This is a genomic window from Chelativorans salis (assembly GCF_025336525.1).
GTDB classification, from domain to species: domain Bacteria; phylum Pseudomonadota; class Alphaproteobacteria; order Rhizobiales; family Rhizobiaceae; genus Chelativorans; species Chelativorans salis.
This window is the reverse complement of sequence record NZ_JAOCZP010000002.1, coordinates 184,610-207,905: the sequence shown is the minus strand read 5'-3', so window position 1 is coordinate 207,905 and position 23,296 is coordinate 184,610. Positions and strand designations below refer to the sequence as shown.

Here is a 23,296-nt window from a genome sequence, read left to right as displayed (position 1 = left end):
CCGGCCGCAATCAGCGGGCCCGCCACCAAAGCTTTACGTTCGCAACCGTTTTCATGCGCTCTCCATAGCCGTGAAAGGGCGCGCGCGCAACCGCTTTGGTCACGCGCCGTGGTCCCCGCCCCTTTTCGCCGAATTGCCGCGGCGGCGGTACTGGAGCAACGAGACGACGAGCCAAGTGAGACTTGCCCAAGCCGCCCCGAGCGCCCAGCCGGCCGCCACGTCGCTCGGCCAATGGACACCGAGATAGACACGGGTGATGCCGACGGCGACCGACACGGCAACCGCCACGAAGAGCACATAGAGCCTCACCCGCAGGTCGTCGAAAAAGCGCACGACCAGCGCCGCCATCGTGAGGTAGGCGACGGTGGCCACCAACGCGTGCCCACTTGGAAAGCTGAGCGTGTGGACGACGTCGAGATGGTCGGCCAGATCGGGCCGCGGGCGCTCGTAATACTGCTTCAGAAAATGACTTATGAGAGCGCCCGAGCCGACTGAAAGAACTGCATAGAGCGCCGGGCCGTAGCGCCGCGTGACGACCAGCAGGCCAACGATAACAGCGAGCGCGAGGACGATGAGCGTGTAGCCGCCGAGGGCGGTGATCTCCAGCGCCACTTCCTCCAGCCAGGGCGGCCCTAACGGTTCGGAGGGGTTGGCGGGGTCACGCAGGGCAACGAAAAGCTGCCGGTCAAGGGCGCGGATCTCGCCCTCGGCCACCTCGTCGGCGATCGCGAGGAAGGCGTATGCGCCGAAGGCGAGCACCGCCAGCACGACCACCGGTCCCATAGCCTCCCGCCGCCGCTTCATGCCGCGCACGAGGCCGGCCAGTGATGTGACAATCCCGTTCTGCGCCAAACGCCTGAACCTCCATCAAGAACGCCGCGCTTGAAAATGGTGTCGCGGCTACAAATGTCACTTATGTTAAGAATATCGGTCCCGTGGGAGCATGGCGCACGATGGTATGGTCTTTCAACATCGGCAAGGTCCTCGGCACGACGGTGCGCATCCACGTCACCTTCCTGCTCCTGCTCGTCTGGATCTGGTTCATGCACTACCGGATCGGCGGGGCGGCGGCGGCCTGGGAGGGCGTGGCCTTCATTCTCGCCATCTTCGCCTGCGTCTTGCTGCACGAATTCGGCCATGCCCTTGCCGCACGCCGCTACGGGATCAGGACGCCAGACATCACGCTTCTGCCAATCGGCGGCCTGGCGCGGCTGGAGCGCATGCCCGAGGAGCCCGGTCAGGAATTCTTCATCGCCGTGGCCGGGCCGGTGGTGAATGTCGTCATAGCAGCGATCATCCTCATCGCGCTCGGCGGCTGGGTCGGCACCGAGCAGATGCTGCAGGTGGAAGACCCGCGCGCCAACTTCCTGGTGCGGCTCGCCGGCGTCAACATTTTCCTGGTGCTGTTCAACATGATCCCCGCCTTCCCCATGGACGGCGGGCGCGTGCTGCGCGCCATTCTCGCGACAAGGATGACCTGGGCGCGGGCCACGCAGATCGCCGCCAATATCGGCCAGGGGCTCGCTTTCCTGTTCGGCTTTTTAGGATTGCTCTACAATCCGCTGCTCATCTTCATCGCCATCTTCGTCTATCTGGCAGCGGCGGCCGAGGCACAGAACGCACAGATCCGCGACATCGCCAACAGCGTCCTGACGGGCGACGTGATGGTGACGGAGTTCGCCGCCCTCGACCGCTCCGCCAATATCGGCGAGGCCATCGAGCGGCTGCTCGCCACCACGCAGAACGAGTTTCCGATCCTCGACGCACACGGCCGCATGGAAGGGCTTCTGACGCGCAACGACATGATCGCTGCATTGAAAGAGACGGGGCCCGAGGCGCCAGTGGTCGGGGCAATGCGCACCGACCTTCCCTCCGTCCACCGGCGCCAGAACCTGACCGAGGGGTTTCGCCTGATGCAGGAGAAGAACAAGCCTGCCGTCGCCGTGGTCGACAGCGACGGCCGTCTGGTCGGGCTGCTCACCCACGAGACCATCGGCGAGATGATGATGGTGCGGGCTGCGATGCCGGAAGGTTTCCGCTTCAACCGCTTGAGAAGACCGCCGCCGATGCCCCGCCGTCCTTGACACAGGCCCTGCCCTGACCCACTTTTTCTTTATGGCACGGAACTATTCTCCCCTCTACCTCCTTCGGATGTGTCCCATCGCGGGACGCTGACCCCGGGATCCGGTGCCATGCGCCTCCGGATCGCGGGGCGCCAAAGCCGCAGCCCCTAATGGGCGCGGCGGACAAGAGCACTCCCAGGCGCAACCACAATAGAACAAAGGCCGCAAATGGCGGCAGCCCTTGGATCAGAACTATGCAGAAAAAGGTCGGACGCAAGCCCAAGATCATCGTTTCCAGAACCGATCACGACCGCCTGCTCGGTCTCGCTACCGCGATGGAGGAGCACGATCCCGTGTTTGCGGAAACCATGATCGCCGAACTGGAACGCGCGCGGGTGGTCGAGGATTCGGCGCTTCCCGAAACGGTGGTGCGCATGGGGTCCACCCTCACCTACACTGCCGATGAAGCCCCGCCCACCACCGTGACACTCGTCTTCCCCGTGGAGGCGGATATCACCGAGGGCAAGATCTCCGTGACGACGCCCGTCGGCGCTGTGCTCGTCGGGCTATCGGCCGGCCAGTCTATCGACTGGACCGCACGCAACGGACGCACCCACCGGCTTACGGTCACCGACGTTCGCCAGCCGGTGAAGAAGGCGAGCTAGGAAACCCGTAGGAGTGGGTCCGGCCGGATGAAAAGGCGGAGCCGCGTCGCCCGTCCGGTTTCCATTACCGTGGACGCACCTCGCGGTCGTCAGTCCTCCCCCGGGCTGCCCCTGACTATCGCCTTCAGAACGTCGCGCACGCCAATGGAACCGAGGAAGCGGGAGGCTTCGTCGAAGACGGCCACGGGCGCCGTGTTTGACTGATGCATGGCGCGCATCACCGTCTTCAGTGGCGTTCCGGCATGTGCCCAGTAGACCTTCGGCTTGTTTTCCGGCAACTCTTCAACGCTGTCGCAGGAAAGCCAGATCGCCGGCTGGCCATCGCGCTCGGCATCCACCACCAGCATGTTCTCGTCGAACCTGAAGCGCGTTGTCTGCCGGCGGTCTAGCCACAGCCAGCCCTCGCCGGCGCCTTCGAGATCGCGCGCGTCCCGCATCACGTTCCATGCCGTCAAGACCGAGAGCGGGTTCACATTGGCGATGAAGTCGCGCACATAGTCGTTCTGGGGCCTGAGCACGATGTCCTCCGGAGCGCCGGTCTGGACGATGCGTCCGCCCTCCATGATGGAGATGCGGTTGCCGATCTTCAGCGCCTCTTCGAGATCGTGGCTGACGAAGAGGATGGTCTTCTTCAGCCGCTCCTGGAGTTCGATCAGCTCGTCCTGCAGCTTGGTGCGTATCAGCGGGTCGAGCGCCGAGAAAGGCTCATCCATCAGGAGGATGGGCGCCTCAGTGGCGAAGGCGCGGGCGAGGCCCACGCGCTGCTGCATGCCGCCGGAAAGTTCATGCGCGTATTTGCCCGCCCAGTCCTCCAGGTGCACCAACTCGAGCTGCGCCATCACGCGCTCCTGGCGCACCTTCGCAGGCACGCCCGAAAGCTCCAGTCCGAAGCCCACATTCTCCGCCACCGTGCGCCACGGCAGAAGCGCGAACTGCTGGAACACCATGGCCACGCACTCGCGGCGGATCTTTCGCAACTCGCTCTCAGAGCAGTTGACCACGCTGGCCGACCAGTCGCCGTCGTGCACGATCACTTCACCGCGCGCTACCTTGTTGAGCCGGTTGACGGCGCGCAGCAGGGTCGACTTGCCGGACCCGGAAAGCCCCATCAGAACGGATATCTCACCACGCTCGACCGTCAGGTCGCAACCGGCGCAGCCGAGCACCGCACCGGTCTCCTCCAAAATATCTTCGCGGCTTGCGCCGGCGTCCACCAGGGGCAGTGCCGCAGCGCGCTCCCTGTCAGTGCCGAAGATGATATCGACGGCGCGGAAATCAACAGCCCGCGTCATCGCTCGCCCTCCCTGCCGATGCGGGCCATGCGGTCGAGGATGATGGCCAGGACGACGATGGCCAGCCCCGCTTCAAGCCCCAGCGGGATATTGACCGAGTTCAAGGCCCGCACCACGGGCTTGCCGAGGCCGTTGGCGCCGATGAGGGCGGCGATGACCACCATCGACAACGACAGCATGATGCACTGAGTGAGCCCCGCCATGATGGAGGGAAGTGCCGCCGGCAGCTCCACCTTCCACAGAAGCTGGTTGCGCGTCGCCCCGAAGGCGTGGCCTGCTTCCAGCATCGGCTTGGGCACCGATGTGATGCCGAGATAGGTGAGCCGGATGGGCGCCGGGGAGGCGAAGATGACGGTAACGATGAGGCCTGGCGCGGCACCAAGGCCGAAAAGGATAAGCACCGGAATGAGATAGACGAAGGTCGGCAGGGTCTGCATAAGGTCCAGGACGGGACGCAGGACCTGGTAGACCCGCTCGTTATGTGCTGCCCAGATGCCGACGGGAACGCCGATCGCCATGGAGGCGGCGGCCGCGGCGACGACGAGAACCAGCGTCTCTACCGTCTCCTTCCACAAGCCCTGATTGATGATGAAGAAGAGCCCGACGGCGACGCCCAGCGCCAGCTTCCACGAGCGCTGCAGCAGAAAGGCGATGATGGCGACCCCCACCACGACCACGCTCGGCGGCAGCCACAGAAGGAAGCCGGCCATGCCGTCAAGGACGGATGCGAGCCCGCTGGCTAGATTGTCGAAAAGCCAGGCGAAATTGGTTGTCAGAAAGTCGAAAAATTCACGCCCCCATCTGCCGATGGGAATTTTCCAGGCCGCAATCCATTGTGTCAGGGGATCCATTGGGTCGGTGCTCTCCTGTTATTGGGGAGGAATCAATGTAGGGGGGCGGGCGTCGGAAGGCGCCCGCCGCTCAACTCACATCCCCAGATGCGCCTTGACGGCTTCCATCGCATCGCCGCCGTCGAAGGTGGTCACACCTTCGAGCCAGGGGCCCAGCACGTCCGGGTTCTCCTTCAGCCACGCGGCGGCTGCGGCCTCCGGGGCCTCGCCCTCGTCAAGGATGGCGCCCATGATCTCGTTTTCCATCTGCAGAGAGAAGACCATGTTCTTCAAAAGCTGCCCGAGATTGGGGCACTCCTCGGTCAGCCCCGCGCGCGTGTTCGTATGCACCGTGGCGCCGCCGTAGTTGGGGCCGAACACCTCATCGCCGCCTTCGAGATAGGCCATATCGATATTGGCGTTCATCGGGTGCGGCTCCCAGCCGAGGAACACCACGTGCTGCTCGCGCTGCACGGCGCGGCGCACCTGCGAGAGCATGCCGGCCTCCGAGCTTTCCACGAGTTCGAAACCGGACAGGCCGAACGTGTCGTTCTCGATCATGTCGAGGATCAGCCGATTGCCGTCGTTGCCGGGCTCGATACCGTAGATCTTGCCGTCCAGTTCGTCGCGGAATTCGGCGATATCGGCGAAGCTCTTGAGCCCCGCATCGTAGGTGTATTGCGGCACGGCGAGCGTGTATTTGGCACCTTCCAGATTGGTGACGACGGTCTCCACCGAGCCGTCCGTGCGATAGGGCGCAATGTCGGCCTCCATGGTGGGCATCCAGTTGCCGAGGAAGACGTCGACGTCGCCGTTCTTGAGCGAAGCGTAGGTTACCGGCACGGAGAGCACTTGCGTTTCCGGCTGGTAGCCAAGCCCTTCCAGAACCACGGAAGCGGTCGCCGTGGTGGCGGTGATATCGGTCCAGCCAACGTCGGAGAAGGTGACGGAGCGGCATTCCTCCGGCTCGGCGGCAAGGGCGGCACCGGCGAAGAGGCCGACCGCTACCGCTAGGCCGGCTGCGGTGCATCTAAGGTAGGACATGTCGTGTTCTCCCCTGGGAAGTTGTTCAACATAATTTTTGCGCCAGCGCCGTTTAACCGGCTTCGGCATTTTGTTCAAACGCAAGCACCATTTGAGGCCGGCGGCAAGCGGAAAGGATAGCCTCCGGGTTGCGCCATTCCGGTGGAAGACCGCCGCCGCGGCGTTTCATGCGCCCCTGATGCTGCTATCAGGCAATGGACGGGAACGGCGAAGACGATGGCCAAGCTCTACTTCCACTACGCGACGATGAATGCCGGCAAGAGTACCATGCTCCTGCAGGCCTCCTACAACTACCGCGAGCGCGGCATGTCGACCATGCTGTTCGTCGCCGGCCACTATCGCAAGGACGGGGCCGGCTACATCGCCTCGCGCATCGGGCTCGAGGCCGACGCCGAGATGTTTCGCGATGGCGACGACCTCTTCGCGCGCGTCGCCGAGCATCACCGGCACACCACCACCCACTGTGTCTTCGTCGACGAGGCGCAGTTCCTAGTCGAAGAACAGGTTTGGCAGCTTGCGCGCATCGCCGACCGGCTCGACATCCCGGTCATGTGCTACGGCCTGCGCACCGATTTCCAAGGCAAGCTCTTCACCGGCTCGCAGGCACTCCTGTCGATCGCCGACGAACTGCGCGAGGTGCGCACCATCTGCCGCTGCGGCCGCAAGGCGAACATGGTCGTGCGGCTGGGCCCCGAAGGCAAGGTTGCCAAGGAGGGCGAGCAGGTGGCCATCGGCAAGGACGTATACGTGTCGTTGTGCCGCAGGCATTGGGAGGAGGAGATGGGCCGCTGGCGGGCGGAGGACCTTATCGGCTTTGCCGGGGCTGAATAGCCGCGGAATGCCCCAGGTTGTGGAAGTACCGAAAAGTGCTTATCTCAACGCACTCGGCGCTCGCGAGGCGTCTCTACGGTTTCGCCTGAGGGAGGCGCTTGTTGTCCGGTTCAATCGTCGATTTCTTCACCCGCATATTCGCTGCGCTGGGCCGCGGCATCGGCCGCCTCCTGGCGTGGCTTGCCTGGCCGTTCGTGGCGCTCGGTCGCTGGTACAAGCACCGGGGGTGGATCGTGCGTGCCGTGGTTGGCGCCGTCCTTCTCCTCTTCGTCGGGCTTTACGCCTATTTCTTCTGGCAGACCCAGGTGTGGACCGGCTTTAACCCGGATTACGTTCAGGCCTACGACCTGACGAACCGCAGCGTGTCGGCCGGAGAGCCGGTGGCGGCGACCGGCGACGAGGGACCGCGCACCTGCGGCCGCTCGGCCGTGGCCGACGTCGCCGCCGACCTGACTGACTTTAACGTCAACGAGAACGCGTGGATCTCCTCCATGCTTCTCTACAAGCTCGGCTTCTTCGGGCTCGACTGGGACGATACGCCCTTCTTTGACAACAAGGCCTCCTTCCAGCGCGGCGTGAACCAGGCGGTGCGGCGCACCTCGGTGGAGCTGGTCGACGCGCTCGGTCGCGTGCGCGGCACCTCGCAAATCGACAGCGACCTGCAGAAGGCGCGCGAGAGCATTCAATTCTCAGAGGACGCGTGGTATTTCGGGCTTTCCCCGTTCGGCCCCAAGACGCCGACGCCGAGTTTCTACCGCACGGCGACCGCATCGCTACGCGCCTTCAATGATCGGCTGGAAAGTTGCGACGCCGTCTTCGACGCGCGCGCCGACAACCTTATCCAGTTCCTCGACCGCATCGCCAACGACATCGGCTCCACCTCGGCGATCCTGCGCGAGCGCTCGGAGAACTATAACAGCGGCTGGTTCGACACGCGCGCCGACGACCGCTTCTGGTTCGCCTACGGCCAGCTCTACGGCTATTACGGCCTCCTTCACGCGGCACGCGCGGACTTCGAGGATGTCGTGGCGCAACGCTCGTTGGGCTCGCTATGGGACACAACGGAGAACCAACTTCGCGCCGCCCTCAACATCACACCTTTCATCATCTCCAACGGCCGCGAGGCCGGCTGGATCATGCCAACGCATCTGGCGACCATGGGCTTCTATATCCTGCGGGTGCGGTCGAACCTGGTGGAGTTGCGGCAGGTGTTGGATCGGTGAAAGAGGGAATAGTGACTGGTGGTCCTGCGCCTGCGTCCGGCAAGACAGGGCAGCAGCACTGCGCTCCCTACCCGCTATTCACTGCACTCTTTCACCCCCTGTCGCATTTCATGCATTTTCCGCCTTTTTCAGGATGGCACCGGGAGGCGGCACGCGTCCTTATTGCCTGAAACCGGCGGGTGTGGCAGGCACACCTTGGCCGAGGCAATCGAGGAGGAGGCGCATGGCCGAGGTGAAATCCGATATCGAAATCGCACGCGCGGCGAAGAAGAAGCCGATCCAGGAGATCGGCGAACGGCTTGGCATCCCGTCCGAGCACCTGCTTCCCTACGGCCACGACAAGGCGAAGATCTCGGCCGAATTCATCGCCGAGGCGCGCAAGAACGGCGACGGCAAGCTCATCCTGGTAACGGCCATCAACCCGACGCCCGCAGGCGAAGGCAAGACGACGACGACGGTGGGATTGGGCGACGGCCTCAACCGCATCGGCAAGAAGACCGCCGTGTGCATCCGCGAAGCCTCTCTCGGCCCCTGCTTCGGCATGAAAGGCGGAGCTGCCGGCGGCGGCTATGCGCAGGTCGTGCCGATGGAGGACATGAACCTCCACTTCACCGGCGACTTCCACGCCATCACCTCGGCGCATAACCTTCTATCCGCCCTCATCGACAACCACATCTACTGGGGCAATTCGGAGAATATCGACATCCGCCGCGTCGCCTGGCGCCGCGTCATGGACATGAATGACCGCGCACTGCGCCAGATCGTCGTCTCGCTGGGCGGTGTGGCCAACGGTTTTCCACGCGAGGCCGGTTTCGACATCACCGTCGCCTCCGAGGTGATGGCCATCCTGTGCCTTGCCACCGATCTCAGAGACCTGGAAAGGCGCCTCGGCGATATCATCGTCGGCTACCGCCGCGACAAGAGCCCGGTCTTTGCGCGCGACATCAAAGCCGACGGCGCCATGGCCGTGCTCTTGAAGGATGCGCTGCAGCCCAACCTCGTGCAGACGCTGGAGAACAACCCCGCCTTCGTCCACGGTGGACCGTTCGCCAACATCGCGCATGGCTGCAACTCCGTCATGGCCACCACGACGGCCTTGAAGCTCGCCGACTATGTGGTGACGGAAGCCGGCTTCGGCGCGGATCTCGGTGCGGAGAAATTCTTCGACATCAAGTGCCGCAAGGCCGGTCTCAAGCCCTCGGCCGCGGTCATCGTGGCGACCATACGGGCGCTGAAGATGAACGGCGGTGTGAAGAAGGAGGATCTTGGCGCCGAGGACGTCGAGGCCGTGAAGAAGGGCTGCGCCAATCTCGGCCGCCACATCGAAAACGTGAAGCAGTTCGGCGTGCCGGCGATCGTTGCCATCAACCACTTTCACACCGACACGGCGGCCGAGATCGAGGCGGTGAAGGCATATGTAGCCTCCATGGGCGAGGAGGCGGTGCTGTGCCGGCACTGGGCGGAAGGCTCGGCCGGCATAGAGGAACTGGCGCACAAAGTGGTGGCGCTGGCCGAGAGCGGCACTTCGCAGTTCGCCCCGCTTTACCGCGATGACATGCCGCTCTTCGAGAAGATCGATACAATCGTCACACGCATCTATCGCGGCTTGGAGGCGATCGCCGACAAATCCGTCCGCGCCCAGCTCAAGCAATGGGAGGACCAGGGCTACGGCAAGCTTCCCGTGTGCATGGCGAAGACGCAATATTCCTTCTCCACGGATCCGAACCTGCGCGGCGCGCCGACGGGCCACGTGGTTCCGGTGCGCGAGGTGCGGCTTTCGGCGGGCGCTGGTTTCGTCGTCGCCATCTGCGGGGAGATCATGACCATGCCGGGCTTGCCCAGCGCACCGTCTGCGGAGAAGATATTCCTTAACGAAGAGGGCTATATCGAGGGGCTGTTTTAACCCGAAGGAGACATTCCATGAATCCATCCGGCATCACCGCACTCGTGACGGGCGGCGGTTCGGGCCTTGGCGAGGCCACGGCGCGGGCACTGGCGGAAAAGGGCGCCAAGGTGGCACTCGCCGATGTCGGCATGGAGCAGGCGGAGAAGGTGGCCGGCGAGATCGGCGGTCTGGCGATCAGATGCGACGTGACCAGCGCCGAGGACGGCGAGGCGGCGATTGCTGCGGTGACGGAGAAGCTCGGACCGCCGCGCATTCTCGTAAACTGCGCGGGCATTGCCGTCGCCATGAAGACCGTGGGCAAGGAAGGGCCGCATCCGCTCGATCTCTATCGCAAGGTGATCGAGGTCAATCTTCTCGGCTCCTTCAACATGATCCGCCTCTTCGCCGCCCAGGCACAGGAGCTGAAGCCGCTTGCGGGCGACGAGCGCGGCGTCATCGTCAATACGGCCTCCGTCGCCGCCTTCGACGGGCAGATCGGCCAGGCCGCCTATTCGGCCTCCAAGGGCGGCATCGTCGGCATGACGCTGCCCATCGCGCGCGACCTCGCCCGCGCCGGCATCCGCGTGTGCACCATCGCACCCGGCATCTTCAAGACGCCGATGCTGGCCGGCCTGCCGGAAGACGCGCAGGCATCACTTGGGCAGCAGGTGCCCTTCCCGCCGCGGCTGGGAGAGCCTTCCGAATATGCCGCCCTCGCCTGCCATATCGTGGAGAACCAGATGTTGAACGGCGAGACGATCAGGCTCGATGGCGCCATCCGGATGGCGCCGCGATAAGATGGGAGGCGCCGCAAGAAGCGGCCCTCTTTCCGGCCTGACCATCATCGAGATGGCGGGGATAGGGCCGGTGCCGCTGGCCGGCCTGATGCTGGCGGAGATGGGCGCGGACGTACTGCGCATCGAGCGCAAGAACGCCGGCCGCGCCTTCCTCAATGCACCGCCCGAATACGATCTCGAACGGCACGGCCGGGAAATCCTGAAGCTCGATCTCAAAAGCCCGGAGGGCCGCGTATTGCTGCTGCGGCTCATGGAAGGCGCTGACGTCCTTCTGGAAGGCTTCCGCCCGGGCGTGATGGAGCGGCTGGGGGCCGGGCCGGAGGAAGCGCTGAAGCGCAACCCGCGGCTCGTCTACGGCCGCATGACCGGCTTCGGCCAGGATGGACCGCTCAGCGCCCGCGCAGGGCACGACCTTACCTATCTCGCCTGGTCGGGTATCCTTTCCATGATCGGGCCGAAGGGAGGTAAACCCTTGCCGCCGCTTAATCTCGTCGGCGACTATGGCGGCGGGACTATGTTCCTTATAGCCGGCGTGCTGGCTGCCCTTTTCGAGCGGGAGCGCTCGGGTAAGGGGCAGGTGGTGGATGTGGCGATGGTCGACGGCGCGTCGATGCTTGCAGCACCCTTCTTCGGCTTCATGGCGGCGGGGTTCTGGCGCGAGGGGCGCGGGGAGAACCTGCTCGACAGCGGCGCGCCGTTCTACGACACCTATGAGGCGGGGGATGGCGGCCATGTCGCCGTCGCCTGCCTGGAGCCGCAGTTCTTCGCCGAATTCGCCAGGCTCCTGCCGCTGGAGGAGCGGTTTGTCGAAGGACAATACGACCGTGCGCTGTGGCCGGAGATGCGGGCGGCGATCGCCGCACGCTTTCGCGAGAAGAGCCGCGATGAATGGACAGCGCTGTTCGAGACCACGGACGCTTGCGTGGCGCCGGTGCTTTCGCTGAAGGAGGCGGCGGATCATCCGCACAACCGCGCCCGTGCGGTGCACGAAACGCGGGACGGCTTCACCCGCCCGGCCGCAGCGCCACGCTTTGCGCGCACGCCCCCGCACCGGGCGGGGCCTGCGGAGCCCGTCACCTCGCTCAAGCGTTTCGGCGTTTCCGACGACGAGCGGAAAGCCCTTGAAGAGGCGGGCGTTATCGGCGAAGGCTCCGTATAGAAGGAGCGCGGGCTATGGCGAAGGCCGATCCATTTCTTGAAACCGATGCGCAAGCGATCCGGCTGGCGAAGACGCTCATGCGCACCGCCCGCTTCGGTGCGCTCGCCACGCTCGACGCCGACGGCGCGCCGCTGGCAACGCGGGTGGCGGTTGCAACCGATATGGATGGGACGCCGCTGATCCTGGTTTCCGCGCTGTCGGCGCACACGGCAGCACTCGACGCGGACCGGCGCTGCTCGCTGCTGGTCGGCGAGCCCGGCAAGGGAGATCCGCTCGCCCACCCGCGCCTGACGCTGAAAATGCGGGCAAAGAAGCTGGAACGCGGCACCGCCGACGGAACGCATGCCGTGCGGCGCTACCTGAACCGGCATCCGAAGGCGAAGCTTTACGCCGGCTTTGCCGATTTCTCCTTCTTCCGGCTGGAACCGGAGGGCGGGCTGCTGAATGGCGGCTTCGCCCGCGCCTACAAGCTAAAGCGCGAGGAGCTTTTGGCAGAGAGTGCCGTCTCGGCGGCGCTTCTGGAGATGGAGCAGCGCGCCGTCGAACACATGAACGAGGACCATGCGGACGCTGTGGAGAACTATGCGACCGCGTTCGCCGGTGCCGAGGCGGGGGGCTGGATACTGACGGGCATCGACCCCGAGGGTATCGACATCGCCAAGGGTGACGAAGTGCGGCGCACCTTCTTCGACGAGCCGCTGAAGGATGCCTCCGAGATGCGCCCGGTGCTCGTCGCCATGGCAAAGAAGGCGCGTGGCGGCTGAAGCGATGCCTCGCGAGCTCATCCGCATCGACGACCCGGGAGACCCGCGGATCGCCGCCTATCGCGACATCCGCGAACGCGACCTTGTCGGACGCGAGCGTCGCTTCGTGGCGGAGGGCAAGGTGGTGCTGAACGTGCTCTTCTCCACCGCCCGCTTCGCCGCCGAGTCCGTGCTTCTGCGCGAGAACCGGGTGGCGGGGATGGGAGAACTTATCGACCGCGTGCCACAGGATGTGCCGGTCTATGTGGCGGGCGGCGCGGTGATGGATGCCATCGCCGGCTTTCCCATGCATCGCGGCGTGCTGGCCATCGGCATGCGTAGGGAGGAAGAGGGTGCGGAAGCGCTCATCGCGCGTCTACCGGAACGGGCTCTGGTAGTGGCGCTTTCGGGCATCGCCAACCACGACAACATGGGCGCCATCTTCCGCAATGCAGCGGCCTTCGGCGCCGATGCAGTGCTGATGGACGCCGGCTGCTGCGATCCGCTTTACCGCAAGGCGATCCGCGTTTCGGTGGGCGCGGCGCTCAAGGTGCCCTTTGCGCGGGGCGACAGCGCGGAAGCGCTTGTCGAAGCTCTCTCCGAGAGCGGTTTCGAGATTCTCGCTTTGAGCCCGCAAGGGGCGCGGGAGATCGATGCCGTGACGCGGGCGCCGCGGACGGCCCTCCTTCTCGGCGCGGAGGGGCCGGGCCTGCCGGCAACGCTGCTCGACCGCCTGCCCTCGGTGCGCATCGGCATGCTCGAGGACTTCGACAGCCTGAACGTGGCCGCCGCTTCGGCCATCGCACTGCATCGGCTTTGGCGGGGAGAGGTGTAGCGTCTATTCCGCCGGCGCCGAGCCCTCGCGGAGGGTGCGGACGCGCTCGGCCAGGCTTGGCGGGCGGACCTCGCCTTCGGGCGGTACCGATGGCCGCTCTGATAGCGCCTTTTCGACGGGCGAGCCGGGGCCTTCGAGGACGGCGGCCATGTTCACCACTTCCGCTGCCAAGTTGGAGATTTGCTCACGCAGGTCGTCGTCGCCCGGCCCTTCCTCCGCTGCGGCGATCGCCTCACGCAGCTTCTTGTTCTCACGCATCAAGGTGGCAAGCCGCGACCGCAGCCGTTCCACCTCCGACTTCCTGGCTGTGGACATAGCACCTCCTTCCCCACCATCCTGGGCCAGCAGGGTCGAGACTTGCAGTGAAAGATCAGCCACCTGCATCTCCAGCCGCGCCTTCGCCTCTTCCGCATCGATGAGCTGGCGCGACACGCCGTTGTCGCCGGCGTTCTCCCTGATCTTCCGTTTCAAGCGCGCGATCTCCTTTTCCTGCCGCTCCAACCGCTCGTCGCGCGTCGACAGGTCGGTCATCATACCCTCGATCCTTCGCTCCAGTTCGTCGGAACGCTTGCGCGCAGCCTTCAGGGCCTCCTCCACCTTGGTCTTCTCGGAGGCCGCGGCACGCCTTGCCCGGTCGGCCTCTTTGGCCTCGTTGCGCAAGCGCGTGATCGTGTCGTTGAGACGTTCGATATCGGCTTCGCGCGCCACCAGCTCGACCTGATGGCTACTGGCTATCAGGCTCGACTCCTCGTAGAGGCGCGAAAGCTCCTCGACTTCCGCTGTCCGCTCGGCCAGGCTCTTCTCGACCGTCGGCAGTTTCGCCGACGATGCCTTCATCTCCGCATCACGTTCGGAAAGCTGCTTGGCGATATCATCGTACCGCGCCTGCAGGGTAGCCAGCGCCTCGTCGCGCGCGGTGCACTCCTCACCGAGCCGCCTCACCTCCTCACGCTGGACATTGATCTCCACCAGATCCTGGGCGGCCTTTTTCTTGATGGCTTCCGCCTTCATCTCCAGGCGCCGCGTGGTCATGGCATACTTAGCCCTGACAGCGTCGATCTCGGCCTGCAGCTCCTCGCTCGAGAGCGGCATCGATGCCTCGATACGCTTGCGCGTGAGGACACCGGCACGCCGCCACAGCGCCGGCGCCACCGCAAGAGCCAGCGCGGCGGCGGCGAGGAAGCCGAGGATGAATGTCAGAACGGTCTGTATCACAGGGGCATGTCCGTCGGCGATTGTCGGCTGCTACTGTGCCATGGGGGACATCGGCAAATCCAGTGCCCCGACGGATTTGCCGACTTGCCTGCTATTCCGCCTTAGAACGGGTTCCAGGTCGGCCGCTGGGTCATTTTCAAATAACCGAGATTGACGCCCAACCGGGCGCCGACGCCGGTGCGGATCGGCACGATGAGCACGGGTCCGTTCTTGAGTACGTTGAAGCCTAGGCCGGCGACGAGATAGGCGGAGCCGGCAACGCCCGCATAGCGCCGGTAGAGTTCGCCCACATCGTTGAGATTGTAGACCAGGACCATAACGCGCGAGCCCTGGCCACCGAAGTCCCAACCGATGGACGGCCCTTGCCAATAGGTTGGATGGTCGCCGGCATTTTTGGTGTAGAGCGTTCCCTCGCCATAGGTGAGGCCGCCGATGAGGGCGCCGGATCCTTCCTCGCCCAGCACGTAGCCGTTGGGCAGCCCGTAGGTGGAAAAGATCTTTTCCACCACCGACGCCAGGCCGCCGGTGGTGGTGCCGAAGAAGTTGCTTCCCGCATCGACGATCTCGTCCATCGTATAGCCGTTCTGGGCGTGAGCGGAGGGCGCGGGCAAGAGGATCGCCGCGCCCAGCATCGCCAGCGCCACGATGGCAAGGCGCGCCTTGGCGCGGCTAAAGAGGCTGGTCAGCATTGGTTTCATCTCCATTGCAAAGCGGCGGCAGCGTGAGCCGCGTTGTGGCTCGGCTGCCTCTTACGAAAATTGAAAGGTAATCCGTAATCCTTTTTCAACCATTAAGCCTGCGCCAAACGGCGCCGTCATGATACCTTTTCAGGAGCCGCGCCGCGCCGAATATGGCCGCGGTTTGTTGCCGGCCAGCCCGCGATGTGTAACGACAGTCGCGCTTATCGATATGGCGATTCGCAGGCATGCGGCCGGTTTCGCCCGCTAGAGGATTGAGGATTTTGACTGGGGACGGTTCAAAGATGAATGATATTCTCTCGCTGAGTGCAATCGACCTGGCTGCGCTACTGTGCAGCCGCGTGTGCCACGACATCATCTCGCCGGTGGGGGCGATCAGCAACGGCCTGGAGCTTCTCGACGAGGGGGGTGCGGACGAGGATGCGATGCAACTCATCCGCGCCAGCGCCCGCAATGCCTCTGCACGGCTGCAGTTCGCCCGCATCGCCTTCGGCGCGGCGGGTTCGGCGGGCATGCAGATCGACACCGGCGATGCACAGACCGTCGCCACGGCTTTCATCCACAATGAAAAGCCGGAGCTGGAGTGGATCGGCGGCCGGGCGCTTTTACCCAAGAACAAGGTCAAGCTGCTCCTGAACCTGATCCTGGTGGCGAACACGGCCATTCCGCGTGGTGGTAAGCTGACGGTGCGGCTCGTGGATATCGAGACGGCGCCGAAATTCACCGTCGCCGCACACGGACCCATGATGCGTGTGCCGCCAAAATTCCTCGAACTGCACTCGAACCAGCCGCCCGAGGAACCAATCGATGCGCATAGTGTGCAGTACTATTATACGCTGCTGCTCGCCCGCGAGACCGGCATGACCGTCTCCATCCACGCGTCCGCCGAAGAGATTGTGCTGACCGCAAATTAGCGAACAATTTACCAAGCCCGTTTGCGGTGAATTTACCAGACTTCGTTACCATACGCTCCGGCAATTGCGGCGGCAGCCGGTTGTGAAGGGAGCGGAAGCATGAAGCGCTGTTTGATCGTCGACGACTCGAGCGTAATCCGCAAGGTCGCCAAGCGCATTCTTGCCGGTCCCGACATGCTGGTCGGGGAAGCTTCTACCGCCAACGAGGCGATCGACATCTGCCGGCATGAGATGCCGGAAATTGTGATTGTCGACGGCCTTCTGCCCGACATGGATTCGGCCGATCTCATCCGGCGGCTTGTGGCAATCGATCCCGAGGCCAAGCCGCATATCGTTTTGTGCATCTGCCAGTTCGACGTCGGCCGCATCATGCGCGCCAAGCGGGCGGGCGCCAGAGGTTTTATCCTAAAACCTTTCACCCGCGAGCAGCTTCTGGAGAGCTTCCGCGAATTCGACGTTGCGGCGTGAGTTCAGCTGGTTTCTGAAAACCCGGCAACAAAAAACCCGGCCTAGGCCGGGTCTTTTCGGGGCTGCGCGTCGCCATTCAGGCACTTTCGCGGATTTCCTCGGGCTCGCGCAGCACATAGCCGCGGCCCCACACTGTCTCGATGTAGTTCTGGCCGCCGGACGCGGTATCCAGCTTCTTGCGCAGCTTGCAGATGAAGACGTCGATGATCTTCAGTTCCGGCTCGTCCATGCCGCCATAGAGATGGTTGAGGAACATTTCCTTGGTCAGCGTGGTGCCCTTCCGCAGGGAAAGCAGCTCCAGCATCTGGTATTCCTTGCCCGTCAGATGCACGCGCTGGCCGGCCACCTCGACGGTCTTGGCGTCCAGGTTCACCACCAGGTCTCCGGTGGTGATGATCGATTGGGCATGCCCCTTGGAGCGGCGCACGATGGCGTGGATGCGGGCAACCAGCTCGTCCTTGTGGAAGGGCTTGGTCATGTAATCGTCGGCACCGAAGCCGAGCCCCCTCACCTTGTCCTCGATGCCGGCCATGCCCGACAGGATGAGGATCGGCGTCTTGACCTTGGAAAGGCGCAGCGTCCTGAGCACTTCGTAGCCCGACATGTCCGGGAGATTGAGATCAAGAAGGATAATGTCGTAGTCGTAAAGCTTACCGAGATCGACCCCCTCCTCGCCAAGGTCGGTCGTATAAACGTTAAAGCTTTCCGATTTCAGCATCAATTCGATGCTTTGTGCTGTCGCACTATCGTCTTCAATCAGCAGAACGCGCATTTCCTGTCCCCTTTCCGCCGCCGAACCGGGTCTGGCAGGCATCCGGACACCGCAGCAATGATGCCCTGAATCGGAAGCTGCCAGTTAATGGTTAACAAAATCTGATTCGTCCTTGCAAGCGCTAAGATCGCCTTTCAGCTTTCCCAGTCACGCTATTGAATCCACATACGGAATCGCGCCCGCCCTTTTCCTTGCTCCAGCAGCCCTCTCATATCGAATGCGGAGCCCGGAAAGCGGGGCGATGAACCTCCAATCCCGTGCGCGTCTTTACCGCGCCTTAAGTCCTGTCCCTTATGATTAACAATGCCCGTAAACGAATGGTTACCGTCGGCCACGATTCTTAGGGTTTTGTTTTCCAAGATTGGCGGGATCGAGGCTGAAGGGCACAAACAACACGACGTTGGCCGGTGACGGATTTGCAGTATGGGGCCGCGTTTTCTGGGAGTCTGGAGATGAAGTCACGCACAAACCTCGTCCGGCTGAAGCAGTTTCAGGTGAACGAAAAACGCCGCCGTATCGCCCAGCTCGACACAATGATCGCCGAGTTCAACCGCATGGCCGATGAACTGGAGGCACAGGTTGCCGCCGAGGAGGCCAAGGCTGGCATCACCGATCAGAACCACTTCGCCTACCCCACTTTCGCCAAAGCGGCACGGTTGCGCCGCGACAACCTGCGCACGTCCCAGGCCGATCTCGCTCAGCAGAAGGAGCAGGCCGAGGATGAGCTGGTCGAGGCCGAAGTCGAGCTCAGAAAAGCCGAGGCGCTGGAATCGCGCGACGGCAAACAGCGCGGCGACGAGGGCGCGCACGCGCTGACAGGTTGAGGTAGTCACCGGCGGTCAGGGCCGCGTCGGCTAGCGGCAGGCTTTCGCCGATTCTGCCAATACAATAGAAAGCCGCCCTGCCCTAGCGGCAGCCGATCAATGCAAAGCACACGCCGATACGCAAAAACGCGGCATCCAAACCGTCTTCAAGCTGAAGATCGCCGACACCGCTCCCCTCCAACAAGGGAACAACGGCCTTGTACGCCGTTTCAACCTGAAACGGAGCGCCGCCTTACAGGAGAAGCAGAGGAAAGGATCCCAAGATCAATCTGCGCTCACACCATTGAGCGGCCGACTGCCGGCCCGGTGGGCGAGGCTTCATTGGACATCCGTTTTGTGGCGAGGCTGGATTGCCTACCGCCGCCCTGTGTTTTCACCACCCGGTCAGTGGCGGTACTGCTGGATGCGGGTCGTGCGCAGGCCCTGCAGGCCGTATTCGTCGATGGAGGCCTGCCAGGACAGGAACTCCTCCACCGTCAGACGGTAGCGCTGGCAAGCCTCTTCCAGGCTCAACAGTCCGCCGCGCACAGCAGCCACCACCTCCGCCTTGCGGCGGATGACCCAGCGGCGCGTGTTGGACGGCGGCAGGTCGGCTATCGTTAGCGGGCTGCCGTCAGGCCCAATCACATATTTCACGCGCGGTCGCACCAGATCGGTCATCGTACTCTCTACACTGAACCAAGACCCAATCATTGCGACGATATCGCCGCAGCTTTAAGAATTGCCTAAACGCGTGGTAAGAGTAGCGTAATACAAGTGAATCCGACGTTAGGGATTTGCTCGGGTTTTGATTCGAATGCCGACGATGCATCGATGCGGCATGGCGGCCATCTTGACCCGGCCGCGCCGCATTGCCATGTAGCTGAGCCATGTAGCTTGCGATCAGGAACGGAATTGAGAGCGATGAACAGCCTCGACCTGCCGGGAGTGCCCAAGGACACGCGCGTCGTCGTCGCCATGTCGGGCGGCGTCGATTCTTCCGTCGTGGCCGGCATCCTGGCCAGGGAAGGTTATGAGGTGGTCGGCATCACGCTGCAGCTCTACGACCACGGGGCGGCCGCCCACCGACCTGGCTCCTGCTGCGCCGGCCAGGATATCGACGACGCGCGCCGTGTCGCCGAGACGCTGGGCATCGCCCACTACGTGCTCAACTATGAGGAGCGCTTCCGCAAGGCCGTCATCGACCCTTTTGCCGAGAGCTATGTATCCGGCGAGACGCCCATCCCTTGCGTTTCCTGCAATCAGACGGTGAAGTTCTCCGACCTTCTGGAGACCGCCCGCGAGCTCGGCGCCGACGCGCTCGCCACCGGCCATTATATCCGCTCGAATGCCAACGGCGCGCACAGGGCGCTCTACCGGCCGGTCGACGCCGACCGCGACCAGAGCTATTTCCTCTTCGCGACCACGCAGGAGCAGATCGACTACCTGCGCTTCCCCCTTGGCGGCCTTCCGAAGCCCGAGGTGCGCAGAATAGCCAAGGGATTGGGTTTGTCGGTTGCCGCCAAGCAGGACAGCCAGGACATTTGCTTCGTCCCGCGCGGCAAGTATTCCGACATCATTTCGCGGCTGAAGCCGGAGGCCGCCAGCCCCGGTGAGATCGTCCACATCGACGGCCGCGTCCTCGGCCGGCACGAGGGCATCCTGCGCTACACGATCGGCCAGCGCCGCGGCATCGGCATTGCCGCCGGCGAGCCGCTCTACGTCGTGCATCTCGATGCCGAGCGAGCGCGCGTCGTGGTCGGCCCGCGCGAGGCGCTGGAGACGCGTAGGCTCACCCTGCGCCAGGTGAACTGGCTGGGCGACCGGCCGCTGGAGGCCATCCCCGAGAACGGCATGGATCTCTACGCGAAGGTGCGCTCCACCCGCCCGCCGGCGCCCGCCACGCTGCATCACCGGGACGGCACCGCATTTGTAGAGTTGCATGAGGGCGAGGCCGGCGTGGCGCCAGGCCAGGCCTGTGTGCTCTATTCCGATGACGGAGAGGAAGCGCGTGTCTTCGGCGGTGGCTTCATCGAGCGCTCGGAGCGGCGCGCCGAAGCGGAGGCACAGTTGGCGCGCCTGGTAGACCTGCCGGCCTGAGGTCCGTCCGGGTTCAGCGTCTCTTGCCCGCCCAGCCTCTCGCGCGCGGGGCCCCGCCGTGTCTTCATCCGAGAATGGCTGACACTTCAGCGGCCGGTGGAAGTGCCTTCAGTAGTGCGACACAGTGCCGGCGGTGAGGATGCGCAACACCTCGATTGCTTCCTCGCCAGTGGTGCGTGGCTCGCTGCGCGTCTCGATGCAGTCGATGAAATGCTCGAGCTCACGCGTCAGCGGCATGCCCTCCTCGACCGGCACATAAGTCGGCTCGTTGGTGGTGAAGGCCCACTGGCCGCTGTCCTGCCACACGGCGTGGCGATAGACGGCGAGCTTGCGCCCCCACGGCTCGACATCGTCGAACACGGCCATCGCCTTGGTACCGACCACCGTCAACCGCCGCTCGCGATAGGGGTTGAGGCGCGAGGCGAAGAGGTGGCTCCTCAGCCCGTTTTCAAAAAGCATGTGCAGATGCGCAAAGTCGCTCAAATGATCGAGCAGCGCCGCCCCCTCACCCCGCACCTCGATCGGCGCGGCACCGGTGATCGCCAGGATCATGGAGAGATCGTGCGGCGCCAGATCCCACAGCGCATCATTCTCAGTGTGGAATTTCCCAAGCCCCAGGCGGTGCGAGTGAATGTAGCGCACCTCGCCGAGTTCACCGGCATCGATAAGTGATTTCAGCGTCTCGAAGGCAGGGTGAAAGCGCAGCACGTGGCCGACCATGTAGACACGTTTCGCCTTGCGCGCGGCCTGCACTGCCCTTTCGGCATCCTCGACGGTGAGCGCGATCGGCTTTTCGACCAGCAGGTCCTTGCCGGCAGCGATAGCCTGTATCGCGTAGTCGGCATGAAACTGCGGCGGCAATGCCATCACCACGGCATCGATTTCCTTGTCGTCGAACAGGTCTTCGGGATCGACGACGCGGCAGTCCTGCTCGCTGGCGAAGCCCTCGGCTCGCGGCCGATTGGCATCCGACACGGCGCTGAGAACGTCGAGCGACTTAAGCGTGCGGATATGGTTCGATCCCCAATACCCGCACCCAAGGACTGCGATTCGCGGCTTCATATAATCGTCACAAGATTTGGCGTTGCCGACACATATCGGCGCCGGCCCCGCAACTCAAGCCCGCAGACCCCGATGAGAGCCACGACGAAGGGTCGCAGCCGCCCCGACGAAATGCTTCTTTGCAAATAGCCGAGCCGCTTGACACCGCCACGCGCACAACCTTATATCCGCCCGTCCTCGAAGGTGCCTGGCCCCATCACCCACCGGCGATGCCCCATGCACCTCCTGCGGCGGAGTAGCTCAGTTGGTTAGAGCAGAGGAATCATAATCCTTGTGTCGGGGGTTCGAGTCCCTCCTCCGCTACCATCAATACAGTCCTGGGCGCCTCACCCGATTTGCGATTTGGTAGGTTGATTAGCTCCGCGAGCGCGCCATGCACTCTTAACTCCACCTGTCCCCTGCCTTCCTTTGGCATTATCTCAATTCCGGTGACCAGCGAGCGGATGATGTTCGCCGCCTCACGGCGGTCGCTATCGTCGGAGCGCAACGCGCCCTGAAGCTCCGAAATCCGCCGTCGATAGGCTTCGACCGAGGCCGGGTGGAATTCCACTATGTTCTCCGCGGACGCCATGACCTTGAGCTCCTCAGTCAAGTTCTCCTTCTCGCGCTCCAGTTCAAACAACCTCGACTTCATGCCGGACGTCGCAATGCCGTCGGCGATAGCATCGATAATATTGCGGATTTGCCTTTCTATAGTGGCAATCCGCTTTTCAGCGTGCCGACGGCGCTGCCGATTCACGGCGTTCAGGCGTTTCTGTTCAGCATGATATTCGGCAAGGAAGTCGGCGATGGCATCGGGACCCAGCATGCGCTTCTTGATGCCCTCAAGGACACGTCGCTCAACCTCTGCAACACGAATTGTTCTGCCGTTGTCGCAGGTCCCCTTTTGGCGGCGGGCCGAGCAAGAGAGCTGATCCTTGCTCTTAACCGTGTAGGGCGCGCCGCAGCAGCCGCACCGGACAAGGCCGGAGAATAAGTGCTTCGGCCGTCGGCGATGATGGAGCTTTGCTCCACCGTAGAGCTTCTTGCGCGCGTGCACTGCGTTCCACAGCTCGTCATCGACGATACGCAAATGCGATGCCTCGACGACCTGCCACTTTTCTGGTGGGTTTGGCCGCGAGATGCGCCTGCCGGTCTCGGGGTCCTTGAACATCTTGACACGGTTGAAGACGAGGAGGCCGATATAGGCCTCGTTGTAGAGAAAGCCGTTGCGCCGCTTGAGATTGCCATTGATGGTCGACGCGTTCCACTCCCCGCCAAAGGGCGAAGGTATGCCGTCTCGATTCAGCCCCGCAACAATCGCCCGCGAAGACATCCCGGACGCAAACTCTCGGAAAATCCTCTGAACGATCTGGGCTTGATCCTCATCGACTTCCCGAAGGCCACGGATCGGCTCACCACGCTCATCAAGCTTCTTGACCACACGATAGCCATAGGACAGGCCGCCAGCGGCATAGCCATTCAGGACACGACCGCTTTGACCACGTCTGATTTTGGCGGCCAGATCACGCAGGAACAGCGCGTTCATGGTGCCCTTCAAGCCGACGTGGAGTTCATCCACCGTGCCCTCGGACAAGGTCACGATCTTTACGCCTGCAAAGCGCAGACGCTTGAAAAGCCCGGCTATGTCCTCTTGATCGCGCGACAGGCGGTCCAGTGCCTCCGCCAACACAATGTCGAACTGACCTCTCTGGGCGCTTGTAATCAACTCCTGGATTTCCGGCCGCAGGATCATACTGGAGCCGGAGATTGCCGCGTCCGAGTAGCGCTCGACTATCGTCCATCCCTCGCGCGCCGCATACTCCTCGCACAGCCGGAACTGGTCTACGATAGAGGCTTCGCGCTGATTGTCGGACGAGTAGCGGGCGTAAAGCGCGACGCGGATCATCTGCTGCTC

23 protein-coding genes and 1 tRNA gene are annotated in these 23,296 nt (G+C 63.6%); 14 read left to right on the top strand and 10 right to left on the bottom strand.

Features of this window, described 5'->3' with window-relative positions; translation table 11 throughout:
• Nucleotides 1–99: 99 nt before the first annotated feature.
• The gene (locus N5A92_RS06845) at nt 100–852 is read right to left on the bottom strand and encodes a phosphatase PAP2 family protein (protein ID WP_313958391.1); all 753 of its coding nucleotides are present in this window, start codon (nt 850–852) and stop codon (nt 100–102) included.
• Nucleotides 853–953: 101 nt separating this feature from the next.
• Here N5A92_RS06845 and N5A92_RS06840 point away from each other — a divergent pair, with 101 nt between their 5' ends.
• Nucleotides 954–2,084, top strand: a complete 1,131-nt coding sequence (locus N5A92_RS06840; protein ID WP_260901249.1) for a site-2 protease family protein — start codon at nt 954–956, stop codon at nt 2,082–2,084.
• 233 nt (nt 2,085–2,317) lie between these two features.
• A complete protein-coding gene (rnk, locus tag N5A92_RS06835; RefSeq protein WP_260901248.1) occupies nt 2,318–2,728 on the top strand; it encodes a nucleoside diphosphate kinase regulator in 411 nt (136 codons plus the stop codon).
• Between the two features lie 89 nt (nt 2,729–2,817).
• On the opposite strand, the gene choV is transcribed toward rnk, so the two are convergent.
• The 3 genes from choV to N5A92_RS06820 form a co-directional block, all read right to left on the bottom strand.
• Entirely contained in the window at nt 2,818–4,020 is a 1,203-nt protein-coding gene (gene choV, locus N5A92_RS06830; RefSeq protein WP_260901247.1) for a choline ABC transporter ATP-binding protein, read from the bottom strand.
• The gene (gene choW, locus N5A92_RS06825) at nt 4,017–4,871 is read right to left on the bottom strand and encodes a choline ABC transporter permease subunit (RefSeq protein WP_260901246.1); all 855 of its coding nucleotides are present in this window, start codon (nt 4,869–4,871) and stop codon (nt 4,017–4,019) included. Before choW ends, choV begins: the two co-directional genes overlap by 4 nt.
• A 75-nt stretch (nt 4,872–4,946) precedes the next feature.
• Nucleotides 4,947–5,894: a choline ABC transporter substrate-binding protein gene (locus N5A92_RS06820; protein ID WP_260901245.1), complete on the bottom strand. Its 948-nt coding sequence runs from the start codon at nt 5,892–5,894 to the stop codon at nt 4,947–4,949.
• Nucleotides 5,895–6,110: 216 nt separating this feature from the next.
• Between N5A92_RS06820 and N5A92_RS06815 the strand changes: the two genes are divergently transcribed.
• From N5A92_RS06815 to N5A92_RS06785, 7 genes are all read left to right on the top strand, one after another.
• Nucleotides 6,111–6,725: a thymidine kinase gene (locus N5A92_RS06815; protein ID WP_260901244.1), complete on the top strand. Its 615-nt coding sequence runs from the start codon at nt 6,111–6,113 to the stop codon at nt 6,723–6,725.
• A 101-nt stretch (nt 6,726–6,826) separates the two neighbouring features.
• Nucleotides 6,827–7,948, top strand: coding sequence for a DUF2333 family protein (locus tag N5A92_RS06810; RefSeq protein ID WP_260901243.1), 1,122 nt, complete (start codon nt 6,827–6,829; stop codon nt 7,946–7,948).
• Between the two features lie 223 nt (nt 7,949–8,171).
• Entirely contained in the window at nt 8,172–9,851 is a 1,680-nt protein-coding gene (locus N5A92_RS06805; protein ID WP_260901242.1) for a formate--tetrahydrofolate ligase, read from the top strand.
• Between the two features lie 17 nt (nt 9,852–9,868).
• A complete protein-coding gene (locus N5A92_RS06800; RefSeq protein WP_260901241.1) occupies nt 9,869–10,630 on the top strand; it encodes a 3-hydroxyacyl-CoA dehydrogenase in 762 nt (253 codons plus the stop codon).
• Nucleotides 10,602–11,789: a CaiB/BaiF CoA transferase family protein gene (locus N5A92_RS06795; protein WP_260901240.1), complete on the top strand. Its 1,188-nt coding sequence runs from the start codon at nt 10,602–10,604 to the stop codon at nt 11,787–11,789. Before N5A92_RS06800 ends, N5A92_RS06795 begins: the two co-directional genes overlap by 29 nt.
• Nucleotides 11,790–11,803: 14 nt before the next feature.
• Entirely contained in the window at nt 11,804–12,553 is a 750-nt protein-coding gene (locus tag N5A92_RS06790; protein WP_260901239.1) for a HugZ family pyridoxamine 5'-phosphate oxidase, read from the top strand.
• A gap of 4 nt (nt 12,554–12,557) precedes the next feature.
• Nucleotides 12,558–13,367: a TrmH family RNA methyltransferase gene (locus tag N5A92_RS06785; protein ID WP_260901237.1), complete on the top strand. Its 810-nt coding sequence runs from the start codon at nt 12,558–12,560 to the stop codon at nt 13,365–13,367.
• Between the two features lie 3 nt (nt 13,368–13,370).
• Here N5A92_RS06785 and N5A92_RS06780 read toward each other — a convergent pair whose 3' ends face one another.
• Together N5A92_RS06780 and N5A92_RS06775 are read right to left on the bottom strand one after the other, a co-directional pair.
• Complete coding sequence (locus N5A92_RS06780) at nt 13,371–14,582, bottom strand: coiled-coil domain-containing protein (protein WP_260901235.1); 1,212 nt, start codon at nt 14,580–14,582, stop codon at nt 13,371–13,373.
• A 101-nt stretch (nt 14,583–14,683) separates the two neighbouring features.
• Nucleotides 14,684–15,214 (bottom strand): DUF1134 domain-containing protein, encoded by a 531-nt coding sequence (locus tag N5A92_RS06775; RefSeq protein WP_425248557.1) that lies wholly within the window; start codon nt 15,212–15,214, stop codon nt 14,684–14,686.
• A 350-nt stretch (nt 15,215–15,564) separates the two neighbouring features.
• Here N5A92_RS06775 and chpT point away from each other — a divergent pair, with 350 nt between their 5' ends.
• Together chpT and N5A92_RS06765 are read left to right on the top strand one after the other, a co-directional pair.
• Complete coding sequence (gene chpT / locus N5A92_RS06770) at nt 15,565–16,194, top strand: histidine phosphotransferase ChpT (protein WP_260901233.1); 630 nt, start codon at nt 15,565–15,567, stop codon at nt 16,192–16,194.
• Between the two features lie 99 nt (nt 16,195–16,293).
• Nucleotides 16,294–16,662 (top strand): response regulator, encoded by a 369-nt coding sequence (locus N5A92_RS06765; protein WP_260901232.1) that lies wholly within the window; start codon nt 16,294–16,296, stop codon nt 16,660–16,662.
• Nucleotides 16,663–16,738: 76 nt separating this feature from the next.
• Here the strand turns inward: N5A92_RS06765 and ctrA are convergent, their stop codons facing one another.
• Nucleotides 16,739–17,434, bottom strand: coding sequence for a response regulator transcription factor CtrA (ctrA, locus tag N5A92_RS06760; protein WP_159587121.1), 696 nt, complete (start codon nt 17,432–17,434; stop codon nt 16,739–16,741).
• Between the two features lie 452 nt (nt 17,435–17,886).
• Here ctrA and N5A92_RS06755 point away from each other — a divergent pair, with 452 nt between their 5' ends.
• Entirely contained in the window at nt 17,887–18,258 is a 372-nt protein-coding gene (locus tag N5A92_RS06755) for a flagellar export protein FliJ (RefSeq protein WP_260901231.1), read from the top strand.
• A gap of 384 nt (nt 18,259–18,642) precedes the next feature.
• On the opposite strand, the gene sciP is transcribed toward N5A92_RS06755, so the two are convergent.
• Nucleotides 18,643–18,918, bottom strand: coding sequence for a CtrA inhibitor SciP (sciP, locus tag N5A92_RS06750; protein WP_159587124.1), 276 nt, complete (start codon nt 18,916–18,918; stop codon nt 18,643–18,645).
• 243 nt (nt 18,919–19,161) lie between these two features.
• On the opposite strand from sciP, the gene mnmA reads away from it, so the two are divergent.
• Nucleotides 19,162–20,337, top strand: coding sequence for a tRNA 2-thiouridine(34) synthase MnmA (mnmA, locus tag N5A92_RS06745; protein ID WP_260901229.1), 1,176 nt, complete (start codon nt 19,162–19,164; stop codon nt 20,335–20,337).
• Nucleotides 20,338–20,445: 108 nt separating this feature from the next.
• On the opposite strand, the gene N5A92_RS06740 is transcribed toward mnmA, so the two are convergent.
• Nucleotides 20,446–21,399, bottom strand: a complete 954-nt coding sequence (locus N5A92_RS06740; RefSeq protein ID WP_260901227.1) for a Gfo/Idh/MocA family protein — start codon at nt 21,397–21,399, stop codon at nt 20,446–20,448.
• A gap of 229 nt (nt 21,400–21,628) precedes the next feature.
• Between N5A92_RS06740 and N5A92_RS06735 the strand changes: the two genes are divergently transcribed.
• Nucleotides 21,629–21,705 (top strand) — tRNA-Met (locus N5A92_RS06735).
• Here the strand turns inward: N5A92_RS06735 and N5A92_RS06730 are convergent.
• The gene (locus N5A92_RS06730; RefSeq protein ID WP_260902294.1) at nt 21,662–23,287 is read right to left on the bottom strand and encodes a recombinase family protein; all 1,626 of its coding nucleotides are present in this window, start codon (nt 23,285–23,287) and stop codon (nt 21,662–21,664) included. The genes N5A92_RS06735 and N5A92_RS06730 overlap by 44 nt on opposite strands.
• Nucleotides 23,288–23,296 lie beyond the last annotated feature (9 nt).

Excerpts from the sequence above, each read along its gene's own strand:
- N5A92_RS06840 (WP_260901249.1), top strand. The coding sequence starts at position 954 with ATGGTATGGTCTTTCAACATCGGCAAGGTCCTCGGCACGACGGTGCGC.
- rnk (WP_260901248.1), top strand. The coding sequence starts at position 2,318 with ATGCAGAAAAAGGTCGGACGCAAGCCCAAGATCATCGTTTCCAGAACC.
- choV (WP_260901247.1), bottom strand. The coding sequence starts at position 4,020 with ATGACGCGGGCTGTTGATTTCCGCGCCGTCGATATCATCTTCGGCACT.
- choW (WP_260901246.1), bottom strand. The coding sequence starts at position 4,871 with ATGGATCCCCTGACACAATGGATTGCGGCCTGGAAAATTCCCATCGGC.
- N5A92_RS06820 (WP_260901245.1), bottom strand. The coding sequence starts at position 5,894 with ATGTCCTACCTTAGATGCACCGCAGCCGGCCTAGCGGTAGCGGTCGGC.
- N5A92_RS06815 (WP_260901244.1), top strand. The coding sequence starts at position 6,111 with ATGGCCAAGCTCTACTTCCACTACGCGACGATGAATGCCGGCAAGAGT.
- N5A92_RS06805 (WP_260901242.1), top strand. The coding sequence starts at position 8,172 with ATGGCCGAGGTGAAATCCGATATCGAAATCGCACGCGCGGCGAAGAAG.
- N5A92_RS06800 (WP_260901241.1), top strand. The coding sequence starts at position 9,869 with ATGAATCCATCCGGCATCACCGCACTCGTGACGGGCGGCGGTTCGGGC.
- N5A92_RS06795 (WP_260901240.1), top strand. The coding sequence starts at position 10,602 with ATGGCGCCATCCGGATGGCGCCGCGATAAGATGGGAGGCGCCGCAAGA.
- N5A92_RS06790 (WP_260901239.1), top strand. The coding sequence starts at position 11,804 with ATGGCGAAGGCCGATCCATTTCTTGAAACCGATGCGCAAGCGATCCGG.
- N5A92_RS06785 (WP_260901237.1), top strand. The coding sequence starts at position 12,558 with ATGCCTCGCGAGCTCATCCGCATCGACGACCCGGGAGACCCGCGGATC.
- N5A92_RS06775 (WP_425248557.1), bottom strand. The coding sequence starts at position 15,214 with ATGCTGGGCGCGGCGATCCTCTTGCCCGCGCCCTCCGCTCACGCCCAG.
- chpT (WP_260901233.1), top strand. The coding sequence starts at position 15,565 with ATGAATGATATTCTCTCGCTGAGTGCAATCGACCTGGCTGCGCTACTG.
- N5A92_RS06765 (WP_260901232.1), top strand. The coding sequence starts at position 16,294 with ATGAAGCGCTGTTTGATCGTCGACGACTCGAGCGTAATCCGCAAGGTC.
- ctrA (WP_159587121.1), bottom strand. The coding sequence starts at position 17,434 with ATGCGCGTTCTGCTGATTGAAGACGATAGTGCGACAGCACAAAGCATC.
- N5A92_RS06755 (WP_260901231.1), top strand. The coding sequence starts at position 17,887 with ATGAAGTCACGCACAAACCTCGTCCGGCTGAAGCAGTTTCAGGTGAAC.
- sciP (WP_159587124.1), bottom strand. The coding sequence starts at position 18,918 with ATGACCGATCTGGTGCGACCGCGCGTGAAATATGTGATTGGGCCTGAC.
- mnmA (WP_260901229.1), top strand. The coding sequence starts at position 19,162 with ATGAACAGCCTCGACCTGCCGGGAGTGCCCAAGGACACGCGCGTCGTC.
- N5A92_RS06740 (WP_260901227.1), bottom strand. The coding sequence starts at position 21,399 with ATGAAGCCGCGAATCGCAGTCCTTGGGTGCGGGTATTGGGGATCGAAC.
- N5A92_RS06730 (WP_260902294.1), bottom strand. The coding sequence starts at position 23,287 with ATGATCCGCGTCGCGCTTTACGCCCGCTACTCGTCCGACAATCAGCGC.